The sequence below is a fragment of the Pedobacter sp. ASV1-7 genome, from assembly GCF_040203335.1.
GTDB lineage: Bacteria > Bacteroidota > Bacteroidia > Sphingobacteriales > Sphingobacteriaceae > Pedobacter.
Window position 1 is genome coordinate 184,564 of sequence record NZ_JBEHBV010000006.1, and the last position, 21,112, is coordinate 205,675.

A 21,112-nucleotide genomic window follows, 5' to 3' on the forward strand; every position below is an offset into this window, starting at 1 on the left:
GTTATTGCCCTCAGGGCACATCATTATCAAATTGAACAGCATATACACTCCCGTTTGTTCCTAGTCCATATAAAACCATGGTATTTAAGTCGTCAGATACCTTTAAATGCACATCCGCTGTAAAATTTCCATTATTTAAAGTCGTCATTGAAGGCGATCTGTAAGCTATTAATTTCTGGCTATTTGGGTCCAATTTTAAATTACTTGTTTTAGTGACATCGAAAAGCACTGCTAACATCTCTGTATTCGTTTTCTGTGCTGCAACAGCCAAATAACTGGCACCATTAAATGTAGCGTAAGACAAAGATTGAGATCTGAAACTGGCCGGATCCAGACCTCCCCCCAACAAATCATATTCAGCATTGCTATCTCCGTTCTTGCTAAAGAAGCCTAAATTCGACCTGGTACCATTACCAACAATGAACATACCTTTTTCAAGATCTGTTCCTAAAGCTACTGCATCAGCAAAAGTAGCCCATGTTATTCTTGTTGCATCAGCTGTATAAACTTGTGGAGTCTGAGATACTAAAACACCATTCTTAACCAACCAATATATAACCCTTGAGGAGTTTTCTACAGTGGCGGTTATAATGGCATCCTGATCCAGATCACCGGTAACAGACAGCTTCCTACCATTTGGATAAGCATGACTTAAATCAATATACTTAACTGGTGCACTTGTTCCTTTTATTCGATAAATAGTCTGCAAAGCATTACCAGTAGCCGAATTTCTTAGATTTGTAATCAACAAATTATCTTTACTATCTGCTGTTATAGTAAAATTGGTTAGGTTCCCTTTAAAAGGTAACACAACACTACCAACATATGCACCAGTAAACCTATCAAAATATTTCAAATCCGCACTCCTTCCATTAACAAATACATATTGGCTTGTTACAGCAAAACTTCCTGCGTTATTATCATTGGGAATCCCCATATCAAGGAAGGTTTTATTCCAAAGTACCTTAGCACTATTCGGACGAATACCACCGGTAATTTCAGGAATTAATATCATGGTTGACTTGCTGCTATTTAACGCAATATCTCCGTTTACAGCTAATTTCAAGGCAACCACATATTTCTGATTCATTACCCCTTGCAATGCCTGCAGTTTCTTTACATCGATCTTAATTTTAACTACACCATTTTTATTATCCTTATTTAAAACAAAATCACTATTTGTAATGGTATAACAATCAGCAGGCATCATCTCATAATCTGTTTCTTTTGCAAGATTATACTCATCCAGAGTTGCTTCATCCAGACTCGCTACTACATTGGCTTGTCCTGTACCTATTCCACTTTTATAAACAGGAGATTCAAACTCAATTTCAGTATTAGCTATGTAGGCACCAATCAGCTGTTCGCCACTATTTAAAAAGCCTATTTTGTCTTCATACATTCCATCCGTTGTGTTTTCCTTACAAGCAATAAAGCAAACAGATAAAAAAGAGAGCAAAATAATAAAAGATCGTTTCATACAATTTAGTTTGGTTTTAATTTGGTTAGACCAATATAATTAAAATCTAACAAGAACCTATCGATTAAATAATTTAAAATAAGAACACATATCTAAAAAAATAGATAACTAACGCTAAATAAATTATAAAAATTAAAAATGATTCATAAAAAATGGCTAACCAATTCAGCTAGCCATCATGCTTGAAGAAAAGATCACCTTCTCCGAAGAGGCCTGAGGCGCTTTTGCTTTTTCAGCAAAAGATGCTAGACTCAGAGGAGAATGGTTATTTTTTACTTTTAATCTTCTCAAACGCCTTATAAACCTGAAACAATGCTCTTGGCACATGGAAACAACATTTCCATTTGCCACCTTTTAAAGGCAATAGTACCTCACCTCTCCTGTTCAGATAAGCAAACCATTCGCCATGTTCCGGATCTCTGAATCTATTCCAAGTATAATCATGTAACTTCTCAAACCATTCCATACATTTATCATTGCCTGTCAACTCATAACCTTTAGCCATGCAAACCAGTGCTTCCAGGTGTACCCACCATAACTTCTGATCCCATTCCAGCTGTTGTTGCGGCTGACCTTTAATATCCATAAAGTAAAGTATACCTCCGAACTCCTTATCCCATCCATAATCCAATGTACGCAAAGCAATCTCAGTACACTTTTCGATTAATTTCTGATCATTTAAACGAACACCAAGATCCATCATAAACCACATAGCTTCGATCGTATGACCTGGATTGATCAATCTACCATCAAAAGAATCAGAGAAAGAACCATCAACATTTACATTCTCCAGTATTAAACCACTATCCTTCTGATAAAACACCTCCATTACCTCGTGGATTACAGCCTTTAAAAGATCATCAACTGTATTTTTATCTAGCAAGTGCTCCATTTCCAGCGACAAATTACTCAGAATCATTGGTAAAGCGAAGTTCTTAAGGCTACGTGTACCAGGATAAGCTTTATTGTATTTACCTTTTGGATTATCCTGACGTTTTAAAATATTGTTAAAAGTATCTTTAGCAATTTTCGCATAACGCTCTTGCGGATCAGCTTTGTACAATGCTGCAAATGCCATACTAGCAAAACAATCAGAAAAAATATTATAAGGCTGAACCAAAGGATTACCTTCCTTATCTAAAGAAAAATACCAGTTACCCTCTGCATCACGGCCATGCTTTTCTATAAAATCAGCTCCATGCTTAGCCATCTCCAACCATTCCGGTCTGGCTTCCTGCTCATTATATAAAGTAGCAAAAGTCCATACTTCACGGGCCTGCAGCCACATGAATTTATCTGTATCATACACATCACCCGTACGGTCCAGACAGTTAAAATACCCACCATTCACTTCATCTTTTGAATGCTTCATCCAAAATGGAATCACATTATTTACTAATTCCTGCTCGTAAATCTCTCTATAGTTATTCATCAAAATGTATTGTATTTTTCAAGTTATACTTATGATCATCTGATCAGTAAACTCAAAGTTTTAATCCTTCAACGTATTCTTTATATCTGTTAAACAAATGGCCTGCCTGCGGATATGCAGATTGTGGGCTCATAAAATGTGAAAATTCAAAAGTTATAGCTTTATCATAGCCAGCTTTTCTGGCTGCTTCCAGTTTCAAACGTAATTTCTCGAACTTTATCGGCAAGAACTTTATCGGCATATCCCTGTCAAAACTCTCTGCATTGGTCCAGCATTGCAAACCATACTGATCAGCAATTTTCTTATTCACTGCAAAAAAGTCGTCCAGCTCGTGGTAATCTATATGCCCATCCTGAAAAGCAACTGCATCAACAGCTCCACTTATTCCCTGAAATATCTCTCCCCATTCTCTTTCATGCTCTAGCAAAGAAACCGCATCTTCTTTTGTTAAAGCAGAAGAAGCAGCCATAACAGCCTTTTTACCATCAATCCAGGGTGAAATCAGGGTTGGCAATCCACCACTAACATCTTTACATTGTTGCCCTAAAGTCCTGAAAGCTTCAGTTGCACCTTTTGTCTTTCTGCTGATTTCCATACTTAAATACCAGCCACCGAAGCTCTTATAATGTCCATATTGCTTCCACACCTCATCAATAACGAAACGATTAGAATCAATTTCATGCTGCAGATTTCCTGTATCCCAATATTTACCACTATCATACAGCCCGAAGTAAAACTTCATATTGTATTTATCTGCAAGTTGCAAGAACAACTCAACAAGGTCCAAAGGCGGACGATAACAGCCAAAGCTATCTTGTAAATAAGTTGAAGGGTATGTAATGAAGCGACGATAGCCACTTCTGATCATAATTACTGTATCAATCCCCACCGATTTCATGTGAGCGAAATCTCTATCCCACTCTACTCTACCCCAGTTTTGATGGGGAATATCATGCGAGATCTCGTCTAGAAAAGTTCCCGTTATCTTCATAAGTATTTTTGTTCTTTTAAATAGTTTACCCAGGTGATGTATGCACTGGCTTTCAGATGCACACCATCCATTGTTATTTCTCTTTTTAAATTACCCTTCTCATCCGCAAATAGAGGAACGATATCTATATAAGTTACTTTCTCTTCTTTAGCCAACTGCTTGATTTTCTCATTTAACACCGGTACCATTGCGCTGCGTCCTTTGGTATAAGAAGCACTAGTCATTTCCTCATTTATAGGCAATGCACTTTCAATGTAGATCTTTGTTTTAGGTGATTGTTTTTTAATCTTCCTGATGATTCTTCTGTAATTATTGATGCTTACTTCATATGGCAGCTTTCTGAACAAGTCATTTATTCCATCCATTAAAAAGATGGCTTTAGGCTTTGCGATCAACACTTCGTCCATACGAGCAAGGATACCGAAAGAATTGTCGCCACCTACACCACGGTTAACAATCGGATAACGATAGCCTGATAAAATCTCCTGCCACTCTCCACGTTCTGTAATACTATTTCCCAAGAAAATGACTTCATTTTTAAAATGAGACATTTTATTGAAATACTCTACTCTTTGCTGGTAATAAGAATTAGCGTAACCGCTGTCGATCTTTACCGGAGTTTGAGCTTTTGCAGTAACAACCGCTGAGACCATACCACAGGTCAATGCAAATATTTTTATACATTTCATCTTATAAAACATTAAGTTTCTTTAAATATCCCGCCCATAAAATATAGGCTGCAGATCTTAAATGCAGACCATCTATACTCAGTTCCTTTTTCAGCTCACCATCTGCTCCTGCAAACACCTCATGCAGATTTACATAATTCAGTCCTTGCGCTTCACAAAACCCTTTTAACTTAAGATTGAACTCCAGAATATTTGCATTAGATAATTTCTCATAAGACACAGGTAACATCCTTTTATTTATCGGAAGGATACTTTGCACATATACTTTCGTTGTGGGCGAAGCCTCCTTTATCTTAGCAATGATCCTCTTATAGTTATTCAGGATTACACGTGGTGGCGTTCCCCGCTTCATGTCATTAATCCCTATCAGAATAAAAATCCTCTCAGGTTTTGAAGCTAGCACCTCATCCATCCTGGCAATAACGCCAAAAGTTACATCGCCGCTAATACCACGGTTTACTACATTCTTTTTGGGAATAAGCTCCTGCCATTTCCCACCTTCAGTAATACTGTTGCCTAAAAAGACGATCTCATTTTTCTGATCGGGCATCTTTTTAAAGAAATCCAGTCTTTGCAGGTAGTGGCCATTTGCATAACTGCTATCCACTACTACCTCCTGTGCAAAGCCATGAAAAAATGACACCAGGAATGTTCCAATTAAAAAAAGACGTTTCATTGTATTCAGCTTAATCATATTATTTACTCAGCAATCACTTCTTCTTCAGATTCCTTTTCAGGTGCCATTAATGGCACTAACCAGGTTACAATAAATGCCGGAATTGTAGCAATTAACACCCAGATAAAGAATTCCTTATATCCCAGATAATCACTCAGTACACCACTGATCATCGATGGGATCATAAATCCTAAATTCATCAATCCACTACCAAATGCATAGTGAGCCATCTTATATTTCCCTGGAGCAATATTCTGCATCATAAACAAGATCAAGCCCACAAAACCATATCCATAACCAAAATACTCGATAGCTACAGCAGAAGCAATAATCCATAATTCGTGAGGCATAGCTATTGCAAGGAAAGCATAAGCAGCGAATGGCAGGTTAAAGAACGTACATAAAATAAGTAGAGTTCTTTTAGTTAAGCCCTTATTAGAAACATAATATCCTGCAACGATAGACCCCAACACGAAAGCTATAGAACCAAAAACACCATATAACAAACCTATTTCTGATGTACTTAATCCTAATCCACCAGACTCTCTTGAAGCTTTGAAAAATAAAGGAACAATCTTAATAGCTTGTCCTTCCGCAAAGCGATAGAACACAATAAAACACAAACTGAACCAAATATTCTTTTTCTGAAAGAATGTGATAATTACATCTTTTAACGTTGCGAATCCTTCTTTAACAGAACTTACTGTTTTAACTTCGTTACCTTCCGGCAGAACCCTCATGTTATATAGCCCTAACACTACCATGATAATTCCATAGGCAAACATGACAACCATCCAGGCATTATGTATACCTATTTCCTTTTCCAATTGTCCAGCAAAATAAACCAGAACACCACCAGAAAAAACCTTTGCAATGTTATAAAAAGCACCTTGCCAACCCACAAACTTAGCTTGCAGTTTAGGTGTGAGTTCATTCAGATAAACTCCATCCGCAGCGGTATCATGCGTAGACCCACTTAATCCGATAATCGTTAGAATGGCTATGGAGAAAGCAAAGAAATGATCCATTTGTAAGGTTAAGGCCAAAAGCCCGAACAATACACCCGTAAAAATCTGAGTGGTATAAACAAAGAACTTCTTTGTTTTATACATTTCAAGGAATGGTCCCCAAAGTGGTTTTATAGTCCAGGGGAACATGATCAAGGAAGTCCAGAATGCAATTTTAGCATCCGAGATCCCCATGTTTTTGTACATAATGGAACTTGCTCCTGATAATGCAACAAATGGTAATCCCATAGCGAACCAAGTAGTTGGTATCCAGTAAATGGGATTGAGGTTTTTGGTTTTTAATTTTGACACAAAATTCTTATTTAAATATTAGTAATCAGGTTTGCTTTTTAGGTTTTCCAGAACAGTTTTGCTCTTGTACAATATAGCGTAATGAGTGATACAACACCAGTAAATATCAATCCCCTTATCAGTCCTCCTGCTGGTAAACCAGCAACACTGTCTAAATAAACCTCGGCACCGGTAAGTTTTAATAAAGGAATCAGTAATAAGTTTCCGGCTGTATAAGCTACCATTGGATTCTTACCGTTATTTCCTAAGAAAGTAATTACAGCAGAGAAATATCCTAGTTTTTCAAAAATAGTGAAGGATAAAAGTATCAGAAAAGCCAGTCCGGTATTTAAAAAGTAATAACTGAAAGTTGATATATCTTTCTTTATTCCACCTTCAAATGCTTCGAAAAACAATCCTAATATCAACAGGTAAATTCCGGTGTTTGCAAATTTTGTAAATAAGGTTTTATCAGCCCCCTCTTTAACCCCTTTTAACACTTGCATTAACAAAAGGCCAAGCGCGACCGAGATAAACAGATTTGGAACCAACCAACGCATGTACAAGCAAACCACATTACAAATCATTAATGCCCAGCATAAGGCACCTACTGTTAATAGTTTTGTTTTTGCACCTTCTACTAGATTTTGAACAGTCGATGCACTTCTTTTTAACAACCATTCACCTGCAAATGTCCCGGGCAAGACTATAAACAAATATTTAAGGTAATATACCTTATACATCCATGGGGCTGGCGACCAGTTAAACACCAAGCTATTCCATGTGCCAACATCTTTACCTGTCAGCAACAAAGCCATTAGCAATGGTAAAACACCGATTCTCAACATTGGATTGTTACGGGTTAACCACCAGATCAACGTTCCAAAAAATGCCATATTAGCCAGTACAATAATGATGATATCACTTGATCCTAAGCTAAATCCATTTTTAAAAGGATACCACAATAGAAATGCAGCTGCAAGTGCAAAGCCAACAACCTTAATACCTGTAGCAATCATCTTGTTTTCCAGCTTATTGAAATGCGCATACATTAAAAACAGCACAAAGAAACAAGCGATAGACAACAGATGTTCCTGCCATCCTGGAGTACCACTCATTACCCATGCACGTGCATAAAAGGTAAACAATGCAAATACAACCAGTAAAAAATAACGTTGAACAAGTTGTCCGGCAGTTTTAAACACAGATTGCGATGCTAATTTCTTTTGTAATGCCAGTGGAATTGCCGCTCCCATTGTAAACAGGAAAAAAGGAAAAACCAGATCTACCCAGGTAATTCCAGGTAATTCTGGTTTAAAAATATGTTGTGGTGGTGGCACCTGTGCGTGATACATCCAGGCAGGTAAGATTCCGAAAGAAATGCTGCTGGATAAAACCATCAGCAGTATAGCTAGTCCTCTCAGTGCATCTAAGGCTTCTTCTCTTTTTTTCATGCTTAGTTGTTAATTGCTTCTGTTAAACCAGTTTTCAAACCTTCCCACCAGCCTTTTTCAATCACATGCACAATATCAAAAATCATTACACCGTCTGATTTTTTACGACACATTTTCAAGGCTTTTATAAATTGCTTTTCATCCTGTTTGTATTGTTCTACATAAATTCCGGCATAAACAGGAACTTTACCTTTGGTAATCTCCATAGCCATTTCTGCAGATCCTTCGACTGTATACCAGTCGTCTTTACCCTTACCCTGCCCTGCTTCAATTCTGTTAACTTTAGTTACATCAATATTTGCAGCTTCAGCTTTATCCACTTCGTAGTAATAGCTTCCTGTAGTATAAAGATCCAGAGCTTCAGCATATCCAAAGTTTTTATACTCAGGTGTAGCCCAATCGAACGTTAATGAAGGATCGTATTCCTTACTTGCCCAGTTTACACCAACTTCGTAATAAGTAGGATACCATGAACCTGTGTAATCTCCAAATATCATTTGTGGCTGGCTCTTTTTTAATGCTGCTTTTGCAGTATAGAAAAAGTCGTGGATTACCTTTGCTCTCCACTCTATCCATTTCTTAAAATGTACTCCCGGAACACGTTTTTTATTGACGTCATAAGTGTAAATATCAGCAGGGAACTTCTTTACTTTCGCACCAATATATTTTTCAAATAGCTGTTGTGATAAAGGTGAAAAATCTGCTTCAATGCTATCGTAGCGTACACGATCCAATATAATACCATCTAATTTAGGATACATTGCGGCGATTTCCAATATGATAGAAAGCTCATAATCCTGCACTTCTTTATTTGCTGGGTTAATCATGGCCGACCATTTATTTTCGATCTGTGTAATAGGTGTTAATCCCTTTGCAGTATAATTTAATGACTGCCATTTAGATTTCTTTTTATCGCTGAATACGATTCCTCTTTTAAAGGCATTGTGACCGCCACTAAAAATATTAACACTTACATGTACAGTTAAACCAAGTTTATGACCTTCAGTGATAAATGTTTCCAGCAGATCAAAATTACCTGTCTTGGTATAACCACGCCATTCCTTCATTACAGGCGCTATTTTACTTGGGTATAATACCTCTCCTGAAATTGGTTTTACATCAACAATAACATCAGTTACTCCTACTTCTTTTGATTTTTGAAGGTAGTAAATGATCGAGTCTTTATTTGCGAAGCGCTTATAGTTAGCTGTCGCATCAAAATACAAGAGATTCTTTTGCTGTGCATTCACTTGTCCGAAAAGACAGATGAAGAAAAGAGCAAATGTACATTTTATAAATAGTTTCATTTGTGTTTTTGTGTGATTGTATTAGAATGAATATCAGTTAATCCTAACCATTAACTGATATTCATATTTATCAGATTATTTTTTAACGGCAATATTTAAGGTTCTGATTATTGTTTCCTCGCCACGGTTATTTACGTTTTTGGCAACAAACGTAATCGTATAATTACCTTCTTGCATAAACACGTATTTATAATCCTTCATTGGTTTTAGATAATCTTTAATCCCTACACCAACATCAGGCTTTGCAGCGTTTGGCAATAAAGCCTTACTAACAGCCCAGTCTTCACTAGCCAGTAGTGTACTGGCAGGCGCAAAAAATAAGAATGGAGTAACTGCCTGAATAGTCCATTTATTAACTGGATTTTGAACATCAATACCCAACCAACCTGCAGTCTTAACATCAGCAACAGTAGTCCTTCTGCCGTCCTCAGTTACATTATAGAGATCAAAAACTGGAACTCTCCAGGTCCTTGCACCTGCAAAAGCTGTAGCACTTGGCTGTCCAACAAATTTGAAAGCAAAATAAATTGGGGTATTTGCAACTGGAAGATCAGCAATATCCACCTCCCCTGAAGGAGTAACAGGATAATTGGTTCCTGGAACTTCATCCGGGCTTAACTTAAATCTACTTGTAATATCTATCCATGTAGCTTCTGCAATGCCCTCAGGAGTATATACATCTTTGAAATCTGTAGAATACAACAAGCTCAAATTATTTCTTTGAGTAGCATAAAGACTTTGTGTACTGATATTCAGCTTTAACTTAGTATCATCAGATTCAATTCTGTCTTTAAAACGATATTCTTTACCAGGCTCACCAGAATAGAAAGAGATCAAATCTGCATATCCCCTTATAGAAAACAAAACTGTATCCCCTATTTTATATTCTTGTTGCGCTGTAGTTACATTAAATGTTGGTTTTTCTGGTTCAGACTTCTGACAGGCAACCATAGCAGGCAATAATAAAGCGCCCAATATATATTTCAACTTTTTCATGTTATTTACTTTTATGAGTTAAAATTACCACCCTTTATTTTGAATGATATCACCATTAGAATTAAGCTCTGCTGCAGGAATAGCAAATAATGTATCCCTTTCAGAAACGTTTCTCGCTGATTTTATAGCGTGATCATAACCAGTAGCAGGTAATGTAGTTTTGATTTCATTTTCATAAGCTTTCATAGCCGAATAAAATTGACCCCATCTTACTAAATCAAAACGCCTTAAACCTTCAAAACATAATTCCAAAGATCTTTCCTTTCTGATTGCCGTTCTTAAATTGTCTGGAGAATCCTTTTCTGCCGTAGTCAAGTCATAATTATTAGTTGCATTTTTGCTCATTACAGGTGTTAAAACTGCACCTCCGGCACCTTTACCACCTACCAGAACTATTGTCGGTTCAGTGGTATAACCTGAACCACCACTTATCATATAAATTCCTGAAATTTTTCCACCAGACACCACTACAGTAGCTGCAGCACCTGATCCTGCACCACCACCAGAAAAAATAGCAGTTGGAGCCTCAGTGTAAGCACCACCATTAGTAATGGTAACGGATTTCACTACTTCTCCTGACATTTGCTTTCCATGCGCACGGCGCCTCACTTCATTTACTGCATCAACTGCATCTGAAGTAACCCCATTTATTTCATTTTCAGCTTCTGCAAGCATTAAAAGTACATCTGAATAGCGCAATATTGGAAAGTTAATTGTTGATGTACCATTAAACTTTGGAGCTGTAGTTTCGTATTCACGTCTCCATTTGGCATCAGCACGATTATAAATCTGCGTTGGGCCATATCCAATTTTACCACCTGGTGCAGCTTCACTATAATAGTAATTATTAATATTCCAATCTCTTCTTAAATCATCAGTATCAAAAGAATTAAAGAAAGCATTTGTAACATGTTTTCCACCATAACTAAATCCTATCTTTTCATTTGCTGCAATTCCATTAATCACCCCTACAGAACCTTCCTCAACCTGAGTACCATTCCTCTTACCAAACTCAACTTCCCAAATTACCTCCTTAGTATCATATTTCTTCTCGCTCATGTTTATGAAGACTCTCTTATAGTCTGGATTCAAAGAGTGGCCAGCCTGCTGCACTTTCTTTGCCCATTTTACAACTTCTGCATAACGTGAGGCATCTCTAAGTGGTGCGCCTGCCATTTTCAAATTTACTCTTGCCAGTATTCCCCAGACAACAGATTGAGTAACTCTGCTACCATAGGTATAAGTGAAATGTGGAGCTACCATATCTGCCGCCTTTTCCATTTCGCTTACAATAAACTCGTAATTCACTTTATAAGGTGAATTTTTATAATTCACCTCTAAACCAGATGTAGTAGATTTTGTTTTCAAGGGTACATTTCCCCAGTTACTGGTTAGGATGAAATGGTAATACGCTCTTAAGAAAATAGCTTCACCAAGCGCTATCTTTCTTTTATTCTCATCCATTACTGCTTTATCAATGTTCTCTATCAACATATTCGCTCTGTTGATTCCATTATATAATGCAGTCCAGTTATCTGTTAATTTTGTATCAGAAGGGCTATAGTTGTATAAAGCTATATCCTGAGTCCAACCTGAAAGATGAATAAAGCTGTCATCAGCTACATCCATTTCAAAGAACATGTACCTTCCATAAGTGGCGGACTTACCAAGTATATCATACACACCTGTTAAAGCTGCATTTACTTCAGCTTCATTTCTAAAAAAATCTTTTTGTACTGTAAAATCAGTTGGTCCCGGGCTCAGAAACTTCTTACAAGATGATGAAGTTAATGCCATTGCCGCTATCGCTATGCTATATAATATACGTTTCATAACTTATATTTTATTAAAAAGTACTGTTAATTCCGAAAGTAATTGTACGTGCTCTTGGGTAAGCAGAGTAATCAAACCCTGGTGTTAAGGCACTGTTTCTTACAGAAACTTCTGGATCATAACCTGAATAATTTGTCCATGTGTAAAGATTTTGTGCAGAAACATAAACCCTTGCTGATTTAATCACTTTTGTTCTTTTTAAAAGATCTACAGGAACCTTATAACCAAGTGAAACGGTTTTTAATCTAAGGAATGAACCATCCTCAATTGTTCTTGTAGAGTAAGCTTTCAAAGAGCCGCCCCTTCCAGCAGCAACACCTGGTATATTCGAACTTGTATTCTCAGGAGTCCATCTGTCTGCATAAGTCGCAAACTGATTGTATCCATATTTATAAGATGATTCGAACATAATTCTGTTGGCATTGATAATATCATTACCATAAGACCATTGGAAAAACACGTTCAAATCAAATCCTTTATAATTAAAGTTATTGTTAAAACCGCCAGTATGTTTAGCATAAGGACTTCCAATTACAGTTTTATCATTTTCAGTAATTTGAAGGTCGCCATCCAAATCTCTGTATTTTATATCTCCAGGCTGAACGTTAGCTCTTGCTCCACCATGCGCCTGAACATTTTCCTTTAAGGTATAGGTATTTCCAACTCTAATAAAATCGTCATAACCATAAACGCCGTCATAAATTAACCCATAAAACTCAGCAATAGGACTTCCGATTTTAGCTACATAGCCTGGAATATTTTTCCAATCATCTCCCCAATTTTGAGCAGTAGCAATCATCAATTGATTTTCACTCAATCCAAGGATTTTATTTCTGTTGAAAGCAATATTAAAGGATGCGTTCCATGAAAAATCCTTGTTTTCTATTGGGGTAATCCCTAAGGTAATTTCCATCCCTCTATTTTGTGTAGAGCCAATGTTTTTAATATTTCTACTGTATCCACTCACAGGAGGCATTACCGCATTCAGTAATAAATCATAAGTTTTTTTATGATATAAATCCAAGCCAAGTGTAAACCTTTCCTTAAAAAAGCCAAGGTCTAAACCTATGTTATACTGATCTGTAGTTTCCCATTTTAACTCAGAATTCCCTAAACCTGTATACATTACACCTTTATAATAGGTATTACCAAACATATAACCCGGATTACTATTAAAAGGATTAGTTGGATCCGTATTTACATAACCCATGCTTGAATAAGCTCCAAAATTGGGAACACCATTATTTCCTGTTTTACCCCATGAAGTTCTTAACTTAGCATTAGAAAGATACTTAATATCTTTTGCGAAAGGCTCATTATTAATTTGCCATGCAAAACCTGCTGATGGGAAATAAGCCCATTTGTTATCTCCAAGAAACCTGGATGAACCATCAGCTCTGAAAGTAGCAGTAAATACATATCTATCTAACAATTTATAGTTCGCTCTACTGATAAAGGAAGCCATGCTCGACTTAGAAGTTACAGAATTAATACTCAATGGATCACCTTCATCAATACCACTTAAGCCTAAACTTTCATTCGGTATTAAGATCCCATTTGCACCAAAAGCGGCATTAGAATTAGATTCCAGAGACCAGCCAGCCATTACATCGAAATAATGACTTTTATTTAACCTCTTTGCATAAGTTAAAGTATTTGCATTTTGCCAACTATTTGAATTGAAGTGAGTTTGACTTCCATTAATTCCATAGTTACCTATAGTTGCACTTCTCGAGAAAGGACCATTAAACACATCATCTCTCCTTATCCCTCTGCTATATGAAGCAGTTGATTTGAATTTCAACTCCTTAATTATTGTGTATTCTAAATAACCATTTGCAGTAAAACTTGTCGAAAAGTTCTCACGCAACTCATTTTTTGCCGTCATCACTGGGTTAAACGTACTGTTACTTCCTTGTTCAACCTCAGGGTCAAATGGTTCATCGACCAAATTAATGTTAGGATCAACAACTACAGGTCGGAAAGCCCACACACTAAAAAGCATATTTAATTCATTACTATAGTTACCTGTTGAGGTAGGAGTACCATAACGTTTTAAATCAGCATAAGTAACATTAGCACCTACTTTAAGTTTATTAGATACTTCCTGATCTATTGAAACTTTTCCTTGTGTACGTTTAAACCCAGAGTTTATAATTATCCCGTCCTGACCAACATGGGCCAAGGAAACACTATATTTTGTTTTTTGAGATCCACCTGCTAAAGACAAATAATGATTTTGCATTGGCGCAATACGTGTTACCTCATCTTCCCAATTTATACCATCAACGTTTCTGTAACTTTCCTGTCTTAAACCATCTTTAAAATAAAGGTTTTTTGTTTTTACAGGATCAATCTCATTCTGCAGTTTCACAAATTCATAAGGATTCAGCAACTTCATTCTTTTGTTATTCTGCTGTAATCCAAAATAGCCATTATAAGTAATTACAGGTGCACCTAGCTTTCCTCTTTTAGTCGTTACCATTACCACCCCATTTGCACCTCTTGCACCATAAATAGCAGTTGCAGAAGCATCCTTAAGAATATCGATCGACTCAATCTCATTTGGATCAAGTGTATTTAAAGGATTCACCACAGCATTATTTGGATCTTCCATAGGAAAACCATCAATAACCACCAAAGGATAGTTTGATTGTGTAATTGAGTTATTACCCCTGATGTTGATTTCAATTGGTGCACCCGGTTGTCCTTCACTAGAAACAACTTGAACACCAGCCACACGACCAGCTAAAGCCTCATCAAATGATTTTACAGGAGCCTTATTTAAGTCGGCCATACTCACTGTTCCAACAGAACCTGTTAAATCTTTTCTTGTAGCTGTACCATAACCGATTACTACAACATCATTTAATTGAGACACTGATTCTCTTAAAGTAACTTTAATCGTTGTATTCTGGTTTACCACAACTTCTCTATCTTCAAACCCTATATACCTGAAGACAAGAGTCTGAGCTCCTGCTGGTACTTTAATTGAGAAGTCACCTTTTGAAGATGTTGCTGTAGTGGTTTTACTTCCTTTTATTTGCACAATTACACCCACAAGTGGTCCGCCCTGCAGATCACTAACTACCCCTGTTACCGTTCGTTCCTGGGCCCATGAAACTGTAGAAATGCACATCAAAAAAAGTAGACTTATCCCGCTGATAAGCCAAACCTTCTTTTTTATAAATACTTGTAGCATAATGAATTTGGTTAGTTTGATTATTTGGTTTATTTATTTTTAACTGATCCGTTAAAATCAATTTCCTTTGCAAATGGGTTTAAGATCTGATCTATCAATACAGACAATGCTCTTCTCGATAAAACAGTCTCTCCATTTACTTCTTGTTTAGCAATACTTTCATTTATAATTTTAGAAATTGCTGAAATTGTAATTTCCTTTTTTGCAACCGACGACAATAGTTTTGCTGCAAATGCTGCATCTACCATTTTCCCGGATGGCGTTAAATCTTCAATTACCGGATAAAAAGCTTTAAAACCTTCTACCAGTGCAAACTCATTAATTGGCTGCTCTGGATAATACCAGGTCTGGTTAGCCCATTTGTAAGCAATTCCAGTTCCTTTCAATATTCCTGTAGCGCCAATTTTCTGCATCGCCACAAAGTTTTTGTCCTCAGGCTTCACGTCAATAAATGGCATCAGATAAGCTTTGCTTTCTAATAATGCAGATTGTACCTCACGGATATTTACATCAGCAGGCTGTTGATTATTTTTAATACTTACTGCTGCCAATGCACCAGCAGCTTGCCCGATTGTTAATACCACAGGTTGTAATCTGCTTGCTCCAGCAACAATATTGGTTACACTCACACTTTTCTCAGCTACAATAATTCCATCAGCATTTTTAGGAACTAAAGCACCTAAAGGAATGTTATAAGAAGGAACTTTGATGTTGATGAAGTCAATTTCTGGTGCCGCTGGATTTTTCAAGTGGTGATGATCAATAGGATAATCACCAATTGCAATACCAGTACGATACAAACTTGTTTTTTGCTGATATGGAGCAGCTACATCGTTAACCGTTAAGGTCACTTTACCATCTAATCTTCTTGCTTCCCTGTGGTAAGCAATCATAGGTAAATTATCTTTTGTAGGAAATTCATCTGTTGCAATTCCCAGGTTTTTAAAGCCAAGCTTGGTTTGCAAATGATAAATAAATCTTAAGCTATGTAATTTTGCTTCTTTAAGCGCTTTCTCTCTGTCTGTTTTGCTCAACTCTATGATATTCATATAAATATCATTTCCACATTTTGGCCAGTTGATCATATATTTATTATTTGGCAATTTGCCATAAGTGATCATTACATTACAGTCTATCGAACGCTTTTGACTAGCATCAGCTGATGGATCAGTAACATCACAGCAGCAATCAAACTCCTTTGGATCGTAACCTGCAGGCTTAGCAATAGTTTTATTGGCATTTTTACCAAAATCTTTTAATACCACTACATAAGTTAAATCCTGGATAATATCATTTGCTTTTTCAGGAGCAAAAGACTCTCCAGTATCATGACGACTATCCATACCTATACGAGAAGGAATTTTTAAAAAGCCCATTACATCCCCTAGCTCAGTTGCATCTATGATCAGATCAGCAGTAATCACAGACCGTTTTCCTTTTACATAAGCTTCAACAGTCCATTTGTTTCCATTACGAGTGACATTTCTCCATTCTGTTTTATACCAGATGGTCAAATTAGGATTTGTAGCTAGTTCTTTTAGCTTTTTATTGCCCACAGATGGCTCAAATAAAGTGTTACTTACCCATCCGGTTTCTACAGCTACGGGCCCACCATAATAATCATATAGTTTCTGTCTGAATTCACCCCATAAACCAGATGGCATTTGATGATTCCCATCTATAGCAGCCACACCTGCGGAAGTTAACATTCCCCCCAACCATTCAGTCTCTTCAATAACCAGGGTTTTCACACCCATTCTTGAAGCCTGTACAGCGGCGGTAGTTCCACTTGCACCACCACCAATTACCAGCAATTGTGTTTGATACTCTTTAGCAGAGACAGAAATAGTTAGAGCGGTAAAAGATAACGTTAGTGCGACTAAAAGTCCCTTCATAAATCCAGATTGAATCATTTTAACTTAAGTAATTATATATATTGAAATTTATTTTCTAAGGTATTTCCTTAACAATTAATGCAGTCACTACTTTCCTTTCAACCCCTCCTGCATCCGAAGGTCTGACAGTTTGCTTCCCATTTACAGTTAATGATGTAGAACCTCCACCGTCAAGATTTATAGCACCTACACAGCCCATATCTTTCATCATCTGTGCAATTTGAGCAAGAGTTAGTCCTGCAACACCTGTAGTAGTATTACCACCCTCAACTGCCAGAATGATTACTTTACCATTTTGGGTATAACCTATTGCAGAGCGGGCGCGAGCTGAAGTATTATCTATTACTATCAATTCTTCTTCATCTGTAATTTTTATTTCTCCATTTTTTATCAGCATTGGTGAGCCTCCGATTGCAGCACTAACATCCCATGAAGCCCCAACAGATGGTATTACTGCAGTAGGCACAGGAAGTGGTGCTGAACCTAATAAATTTGCAGCAGGAGCAGCATAAGAAAAAATAGTCCCGTTGCCTGTACCCACATGATAAATCCAGGTCACATCAGGCACTCCTTTAGCCGAAATACCAAAGGCGGCTCTGGTTGGATAATAAGGTGTACTTACACCATTATATGTACGATTTAAAGATTTAATATTTATTGCTTCTACTATGCCTTTATACATAGATAAGCTTAAAGAACTTCCAGTAGTAAAGAAACCACCATTGATAGTGGCATATTTATCACCAGGTTCATCATTATAAAAGTTTGACACTGTTTTCCCAGCGTTCAGCAATACAGGTTTTAATTCCAGATCAGCTTTCGGATCAAAAATAACAGTATACGCTAATACCGGCTTTCCATTTATAGGCGTATGATTTTCATAGACCTGCACCCCATTAGGGAAACCGCCCATTAACTGGATTGATTTCTTCCAATTGGAAGACAAACTCACCAGAGGTGTTGAATCCACTACAGGTTTGTCGGGATGATATTTCCCTTCTTTAGATTTACTGCATGCAGACAATATTGACACTGCTGCAACAAGGATAATGGCAAAGTTTAGTTTTATGTTCATAATGGTTTGGTTATGCAGTAAATATAATAACTTTATTAAATATATTAAAAACAACCCATCAGTTATATTAAAATTTTTACAAACATATCAAAACACAAATTTATACATGAAAATAATTACTAACATTCTCTCAAATCCATCCCCTTAAAATCATAAATATTTACCTCATATTTATACATAACCTAATCTATTTAATGACTAAAGCACATTTTTACACCTAAATAATACATTATACAGATAAGCTGAGTGTTTTTATTTAACTTTGATTAAAACAATACTTTTTCATCAAATATTGATGGCATTATTAATAATTATTAACAAGATTACAATACAGTACAATTAACCAATACAACCAACGCTATGAAAACTGATTTTTTTGATGATAACAGCGATATATTAACCGGAGTCGCTTACAAGAATATACATATCAGGAAAAAGATCATCTCTTATTTTGCTGACGCTGGCAACGCAACTATTGCCGAACTATGTAAAGAAACAAATCTAAGTGTACCTAAAGTTACCACACTGATTACCGAACTAATTTCTGGCGGACTGGTAAAGGATTTTGGAAAAGTTGGTTCAACCGGAGGCAGAAGACCAAACATCTATGGATTGGCACCTGACTCAGGTTTTTTCCTGGGTGTTGATGTTAAGCATGATCATATTAACATTGGCCTGATCGACCTGCAGAAAAAACTTATTAAAATATCTAAAGACGTACCCTACAACTTAAATAACACATCTGAATCTCTTGCATCACTTTGTCAATTGATCAAAGATTTCATTAAAGAATCAGCCATTGCAAAAGATAAAATACTGGGCCTTGGATTAAACCTTTCAGGAAGGATTAATTATGCCACTGGATATAGTTATAGTTTTTTCCACTTCAACGAAGATCCATTAAGCAAACTACTGGAAAAAGAACTTAACCTAAAAACCTATCTTGAAAATGATTCAAGAGCTATGGCTTACGGAGAGTTTAATTGCGGCGTAGTAAAAGAAGAGAAAAATGTGCTTTTCCTGAATTTAGATTATGGACTCGGTATGGGGGTTTTGATCAACAATGAGCTCTACTATGGAAAATCTGGTTTTGCCGGAGAAATAGGCCATATCCCCTTATTTAACAACGAGATTATTTGCCATTGCGGTAAAAAAGGTTGTTTAGAAACTGAGGCTTCAGGACGTGCATTAATAGAACTATTTAAGCAAAAATTACTTACAGGCTCTTCTTCTTCATTGAATAAAACGGCAGACGACAACATTCAAATGCAGGACATTATCAATGCAGCAAACAATGATGATGTATTGTCGATTGAGCTGATTGCTAAGGTTGGAGAGAAACTGGGACGTGGTATTGCCTTATTGATTAATATTTATAACCCTGAGCTGGTTATTTTAGGTGGAGCATTAGCCTCAACCGGCGAACATTTGCACTTACCTATTAAAAGCGCTTTAAATAAATTCTCATTAAGCCTTGTGAATAGCGACACACAATTAAAGCTTTCAAAGCTTGGTGAAGAAGCAGGCGTTATGGGCGCCTGCCTCTTAGTTAGAAAAAGACTTTTAGAATATTCTATCTAATTATTTTAACTTATCCATATCTACTGGAATAAATACCAGCGGAGTTGGTAAGCATGATGCTCCCGGCGGAGAATAAGTTAACTTAATTGTTTGCTCCTCTCCGTTTTTAGCCGGTGGAAATACCTGAACCAATATGGCTTCGGGAGCAGCTTTAGTAACTAATCTATCGTTAGGTAACTGGATGATCCCTTCTTTAAACTTTCCTTTACTTACAATCATTGTGGCAGCCATACCATTGCACCATTGATTGTCTGCTGAACGAGAGTTCCATGTAACCAAAGCCAAACCCTTACCATCTGTACTTTTCCACTTCAACTCCATATCATATATTACACCATAGTTTCCAGCAAGTGTAGATTCTTTTCCACTTGTTCCTTCAATACCTTTAACCCATGGATCTTTCACTCCATCAGCTACAATAAATTCAGCAGCACCATTTTTTGTATCCAATACATCAACAGCAGTGATTTTATAATTACTTACACCAAATAAACCACGGCCTGCATTTTTATGTCCTGTTGGAATAACTGTTTTAATTCTACTTAAAGCGACAGGACCTGATGTTTTAAGATCCGTTTGAATGATACTGATTTGCCCAGGCTGATCAATTACAAAATCATAAAAACCATGAGTCAGTTCATCATATTTAACAACATTACGTTCTAATTTCTCATCAATAGCAATTGCTGCCCCTGGCTCAACTACACGAATTTCATCTGATCCATTAGAAGCAAAATAATCTGACAAACCTTGTTTACCGATCTGGAAATAATTAGCACTAGGTTTCTGTGAAGAATACTTTAGCATACGGATATGCATTTTTTTCTTTCCTGTATTTTTAATTACAGCAGTAATTTTACGATCTATCTTAACAGGTTCTTTCACACCGTTCACATTATACACATACAACCTAACCGAACCTGGCTGCACATTTTCTTGTAAAGCAATTGCCTCTGGAATCCTGATGTATTCCGGATCATCAGAAATAATAAACTGCGGGCCAGGCAAAACCATTTTTTCATACTTAATGTCAGCAGGTTTAACCGCGAAAAAGTCGTTCAATAAAACAACGCTGCCCTGCTTTGCCTTTAATAAGTTCGCTGCATCTTCCACTTTAATGGTCTGTGCATTCAATTGCATGGCACCGCAAATAAGCGCCAGGCTCAATGTAGTTTTTAAGTTTTTGTATTTCATTTGTTTGTT

The 21,112-nt window shown here is 36.7% G+C and carries 15 protein-coding genes; 1 reads left to right on the forward strand and 14 read right to left on the reverse strand.

The window, feature by feature from the left end:
• Window positions 1-10 precede the first annotated feature (10 nt).
• The 13 genes from ABDJ41_RS15200 to ABDJ41_RS15260 form a co-directional block, all read right to left on the reverse strand.
• Complete coding sequence (locus ABDJ41_RS15200) at window positions 11-1,480, reverse strand: DUF5018 family protein (protein ID WP_349786920.1); 1,470 nt, start codon at window positions 1,478-1,480, stop codon at window positions 11-13.
• 265 nt (window positions 1,481-1,745) lie between these two features.
• Complete coding sequence (locus ABDJ41_RS15205; protein WP_349786921.1) at window positions 1,746-2,912, reverse strand: n-acyl-d-glucosamine 2-epimerase; 1,167 nt, start codon at window positions 2,910-2,912, stop codon at window positions 1,746-1,748.
• Between the two features lie 52 nt (window positions 2,913-2,964).
• Complete coding sequence (locus tag ABDJ41_RS15210; protein ID WP_349786922.1) at window positions 2,965-3,903, reverse strand: DUF4434 domain-containing protein; 939 nt, start codon at window positions 3,901-3,903, stop codon at window positions 2,965-2,967.
• On the reverse strand, window positions 3,900-4,592 hold the full coding sequence (locus ABDJ41_RS15215) for a GDSL-type esterase/lipase family protein (RefSeq protein WP_349786923.1): 693 nt from the start codon (window positions 4,590-4,592) through the stop codon (window positions 3,900-3,902). Before ABDJ41_RS15215 ends, ABDJ41_RS15210 begins: the two co-directional genes overlap by 4 nt.
• 1 nt (window position 4,593) lies before the next feature.
• Window positions 4,594-5,268: a GDSL-type esterase/lipase family protein gene (locus ABDJ41_RS15220; protein WP_349786925.1), complete on the reverse strand. Its 675-nt coding sequence runs from the start codon at window positions 5,266-5,268 to the stop codon at window positions 4,594-4,596.
• 23 nt (window positions 5,269-5,291) lie between these two features.
• Window positions 5,292-6,587, reverse strand: coding sequence for an MFS transporter (locus tag ABDJ41_RS15225; RefSeq protein WP_349786927.1), 1,296 nt, complete (start codon window positions 6,585-6,587; stop codon window positions 5,292-5,294).
• A 38-nt stretch (window positions 6,588-6,625) separates the two neighbouring features.
• Window positions 6,626-8,020, reverse strand: coding sequence for a DUF5009 domain-containing protein (locus ABDJ41_RS15230; protein WP_349786928.1), 1,395 nt, complete (start codon window positions 8,018-8,020; stop codon window positions 6,626-6,628).
• Between the two features lie 2 nt (window positions 8,021-8,022).
• Window positions 8,023-9,327 carry an alpha amylase family protein gene (locus ABDJ41_RS15235; protein WP_349786929.1) on the reverse strand — a complete coding sequence of 435 codons (1,305 nt, stop codon included), beginning with the start codon at window positions 9,325-9,327 and terminating at the stop codon, window positions 8,023-8,025.
• Window positions 9,328-9,402: 75 nt separating this feature from the next.
• Window positions 9,403-10,323 carry a DUF5017 domain-containing protein gene (locus ABDJ41_RS15240; protein WP_349786930.1) on the reverse strand — a complete coding sequence of 307 codons (921 nt, stop codon included), beginning with the start codon at window positions 10,321-10,323 and terminating at the stop codon, window positions 9,403-9,405.
• Between the two features lie 24 nt (window positions 10,324-10,347).
• A complete protein-coding gene (locus tag ABDJ41_RS15245; protein WP_349786932.1) occupies window positions 10,348-12,156 on the reverse strand; it encodes a RagB/SusD family nutrient uptake outer membrane protein in 1,809 nt (602 codons plus the stop codon).
• Window positions 12,157-12,169: 13 nt separating this feature from the next.
• Window positions 12,170-15,358, reverse strand: a complete 3,189-nt coding sequence (locus ABDJ41_RS15250; protein ID WP_349786933.1) for a SusC/RagA family TonB-linked outer membrane protein — start codon at window positions 15,356-15,358, stop codon at window positions 12,170-12,172.
• Between the two features lie 29 nt (window positions 15,359-15,387).
• Window positions 15,388-17,253 (reverse strand): FAD-dependent oxidoreductase, encoded by a 1,866-nt coding sequence (locus ABDJ41_RS15255; protein WP_349786934.1) that lies wholly within the window; start codon window positions 17,251-17,253, stop codon window positions 15,388-15,390.
• 55 nt (window positions 17,254-17,308) lie between these two features.
• Window positions 17,309-18,328: a phosphodiester glycosidase family protein gene (locus ABDJ41_RS15260; protein WP_349786935.1), complete on the reverse strand. Its 1,020-nt coding sequence runs from the start codon at window positions 18,326-18,328 to the stop codon at window positions 17,309-17,311.
• Window positions 18,329-18,688: 360 nt separating this feature from the next.
• On the opposite strand from ABDJ41_RS15260, the gene ABDJ41_RS15265 reads away from it, so the two are divergent.
• Complete coding sequence (locus ABDJ41_RS15265; protein ID WP_349786936.1) at window positions 18,689-19,909, forward strand: ROK family transcriptional regulator; 1,221 nt, start codon at window positions 18,689-18,691, stop codon at window positions 19,907-19,909.
• On the opposite strand, the gene ABDJ41_RS15270 is transcribed toward ABDJ41_RS15265, so the two are convergent.
• On the reverse strand, window positions 19,910-21,103 hold the full coding sequence (locus tag ABDJ41_RS15270; protein ID WP_349786937.1) for a copper amine oxidase: 1,194 nt from the start codon (window positions 21,101-21,103) through the stop codon (window positions 19,910-19,912).
• Window positions 21,104-21,112 lie beyond the last annotated feature (9 nt).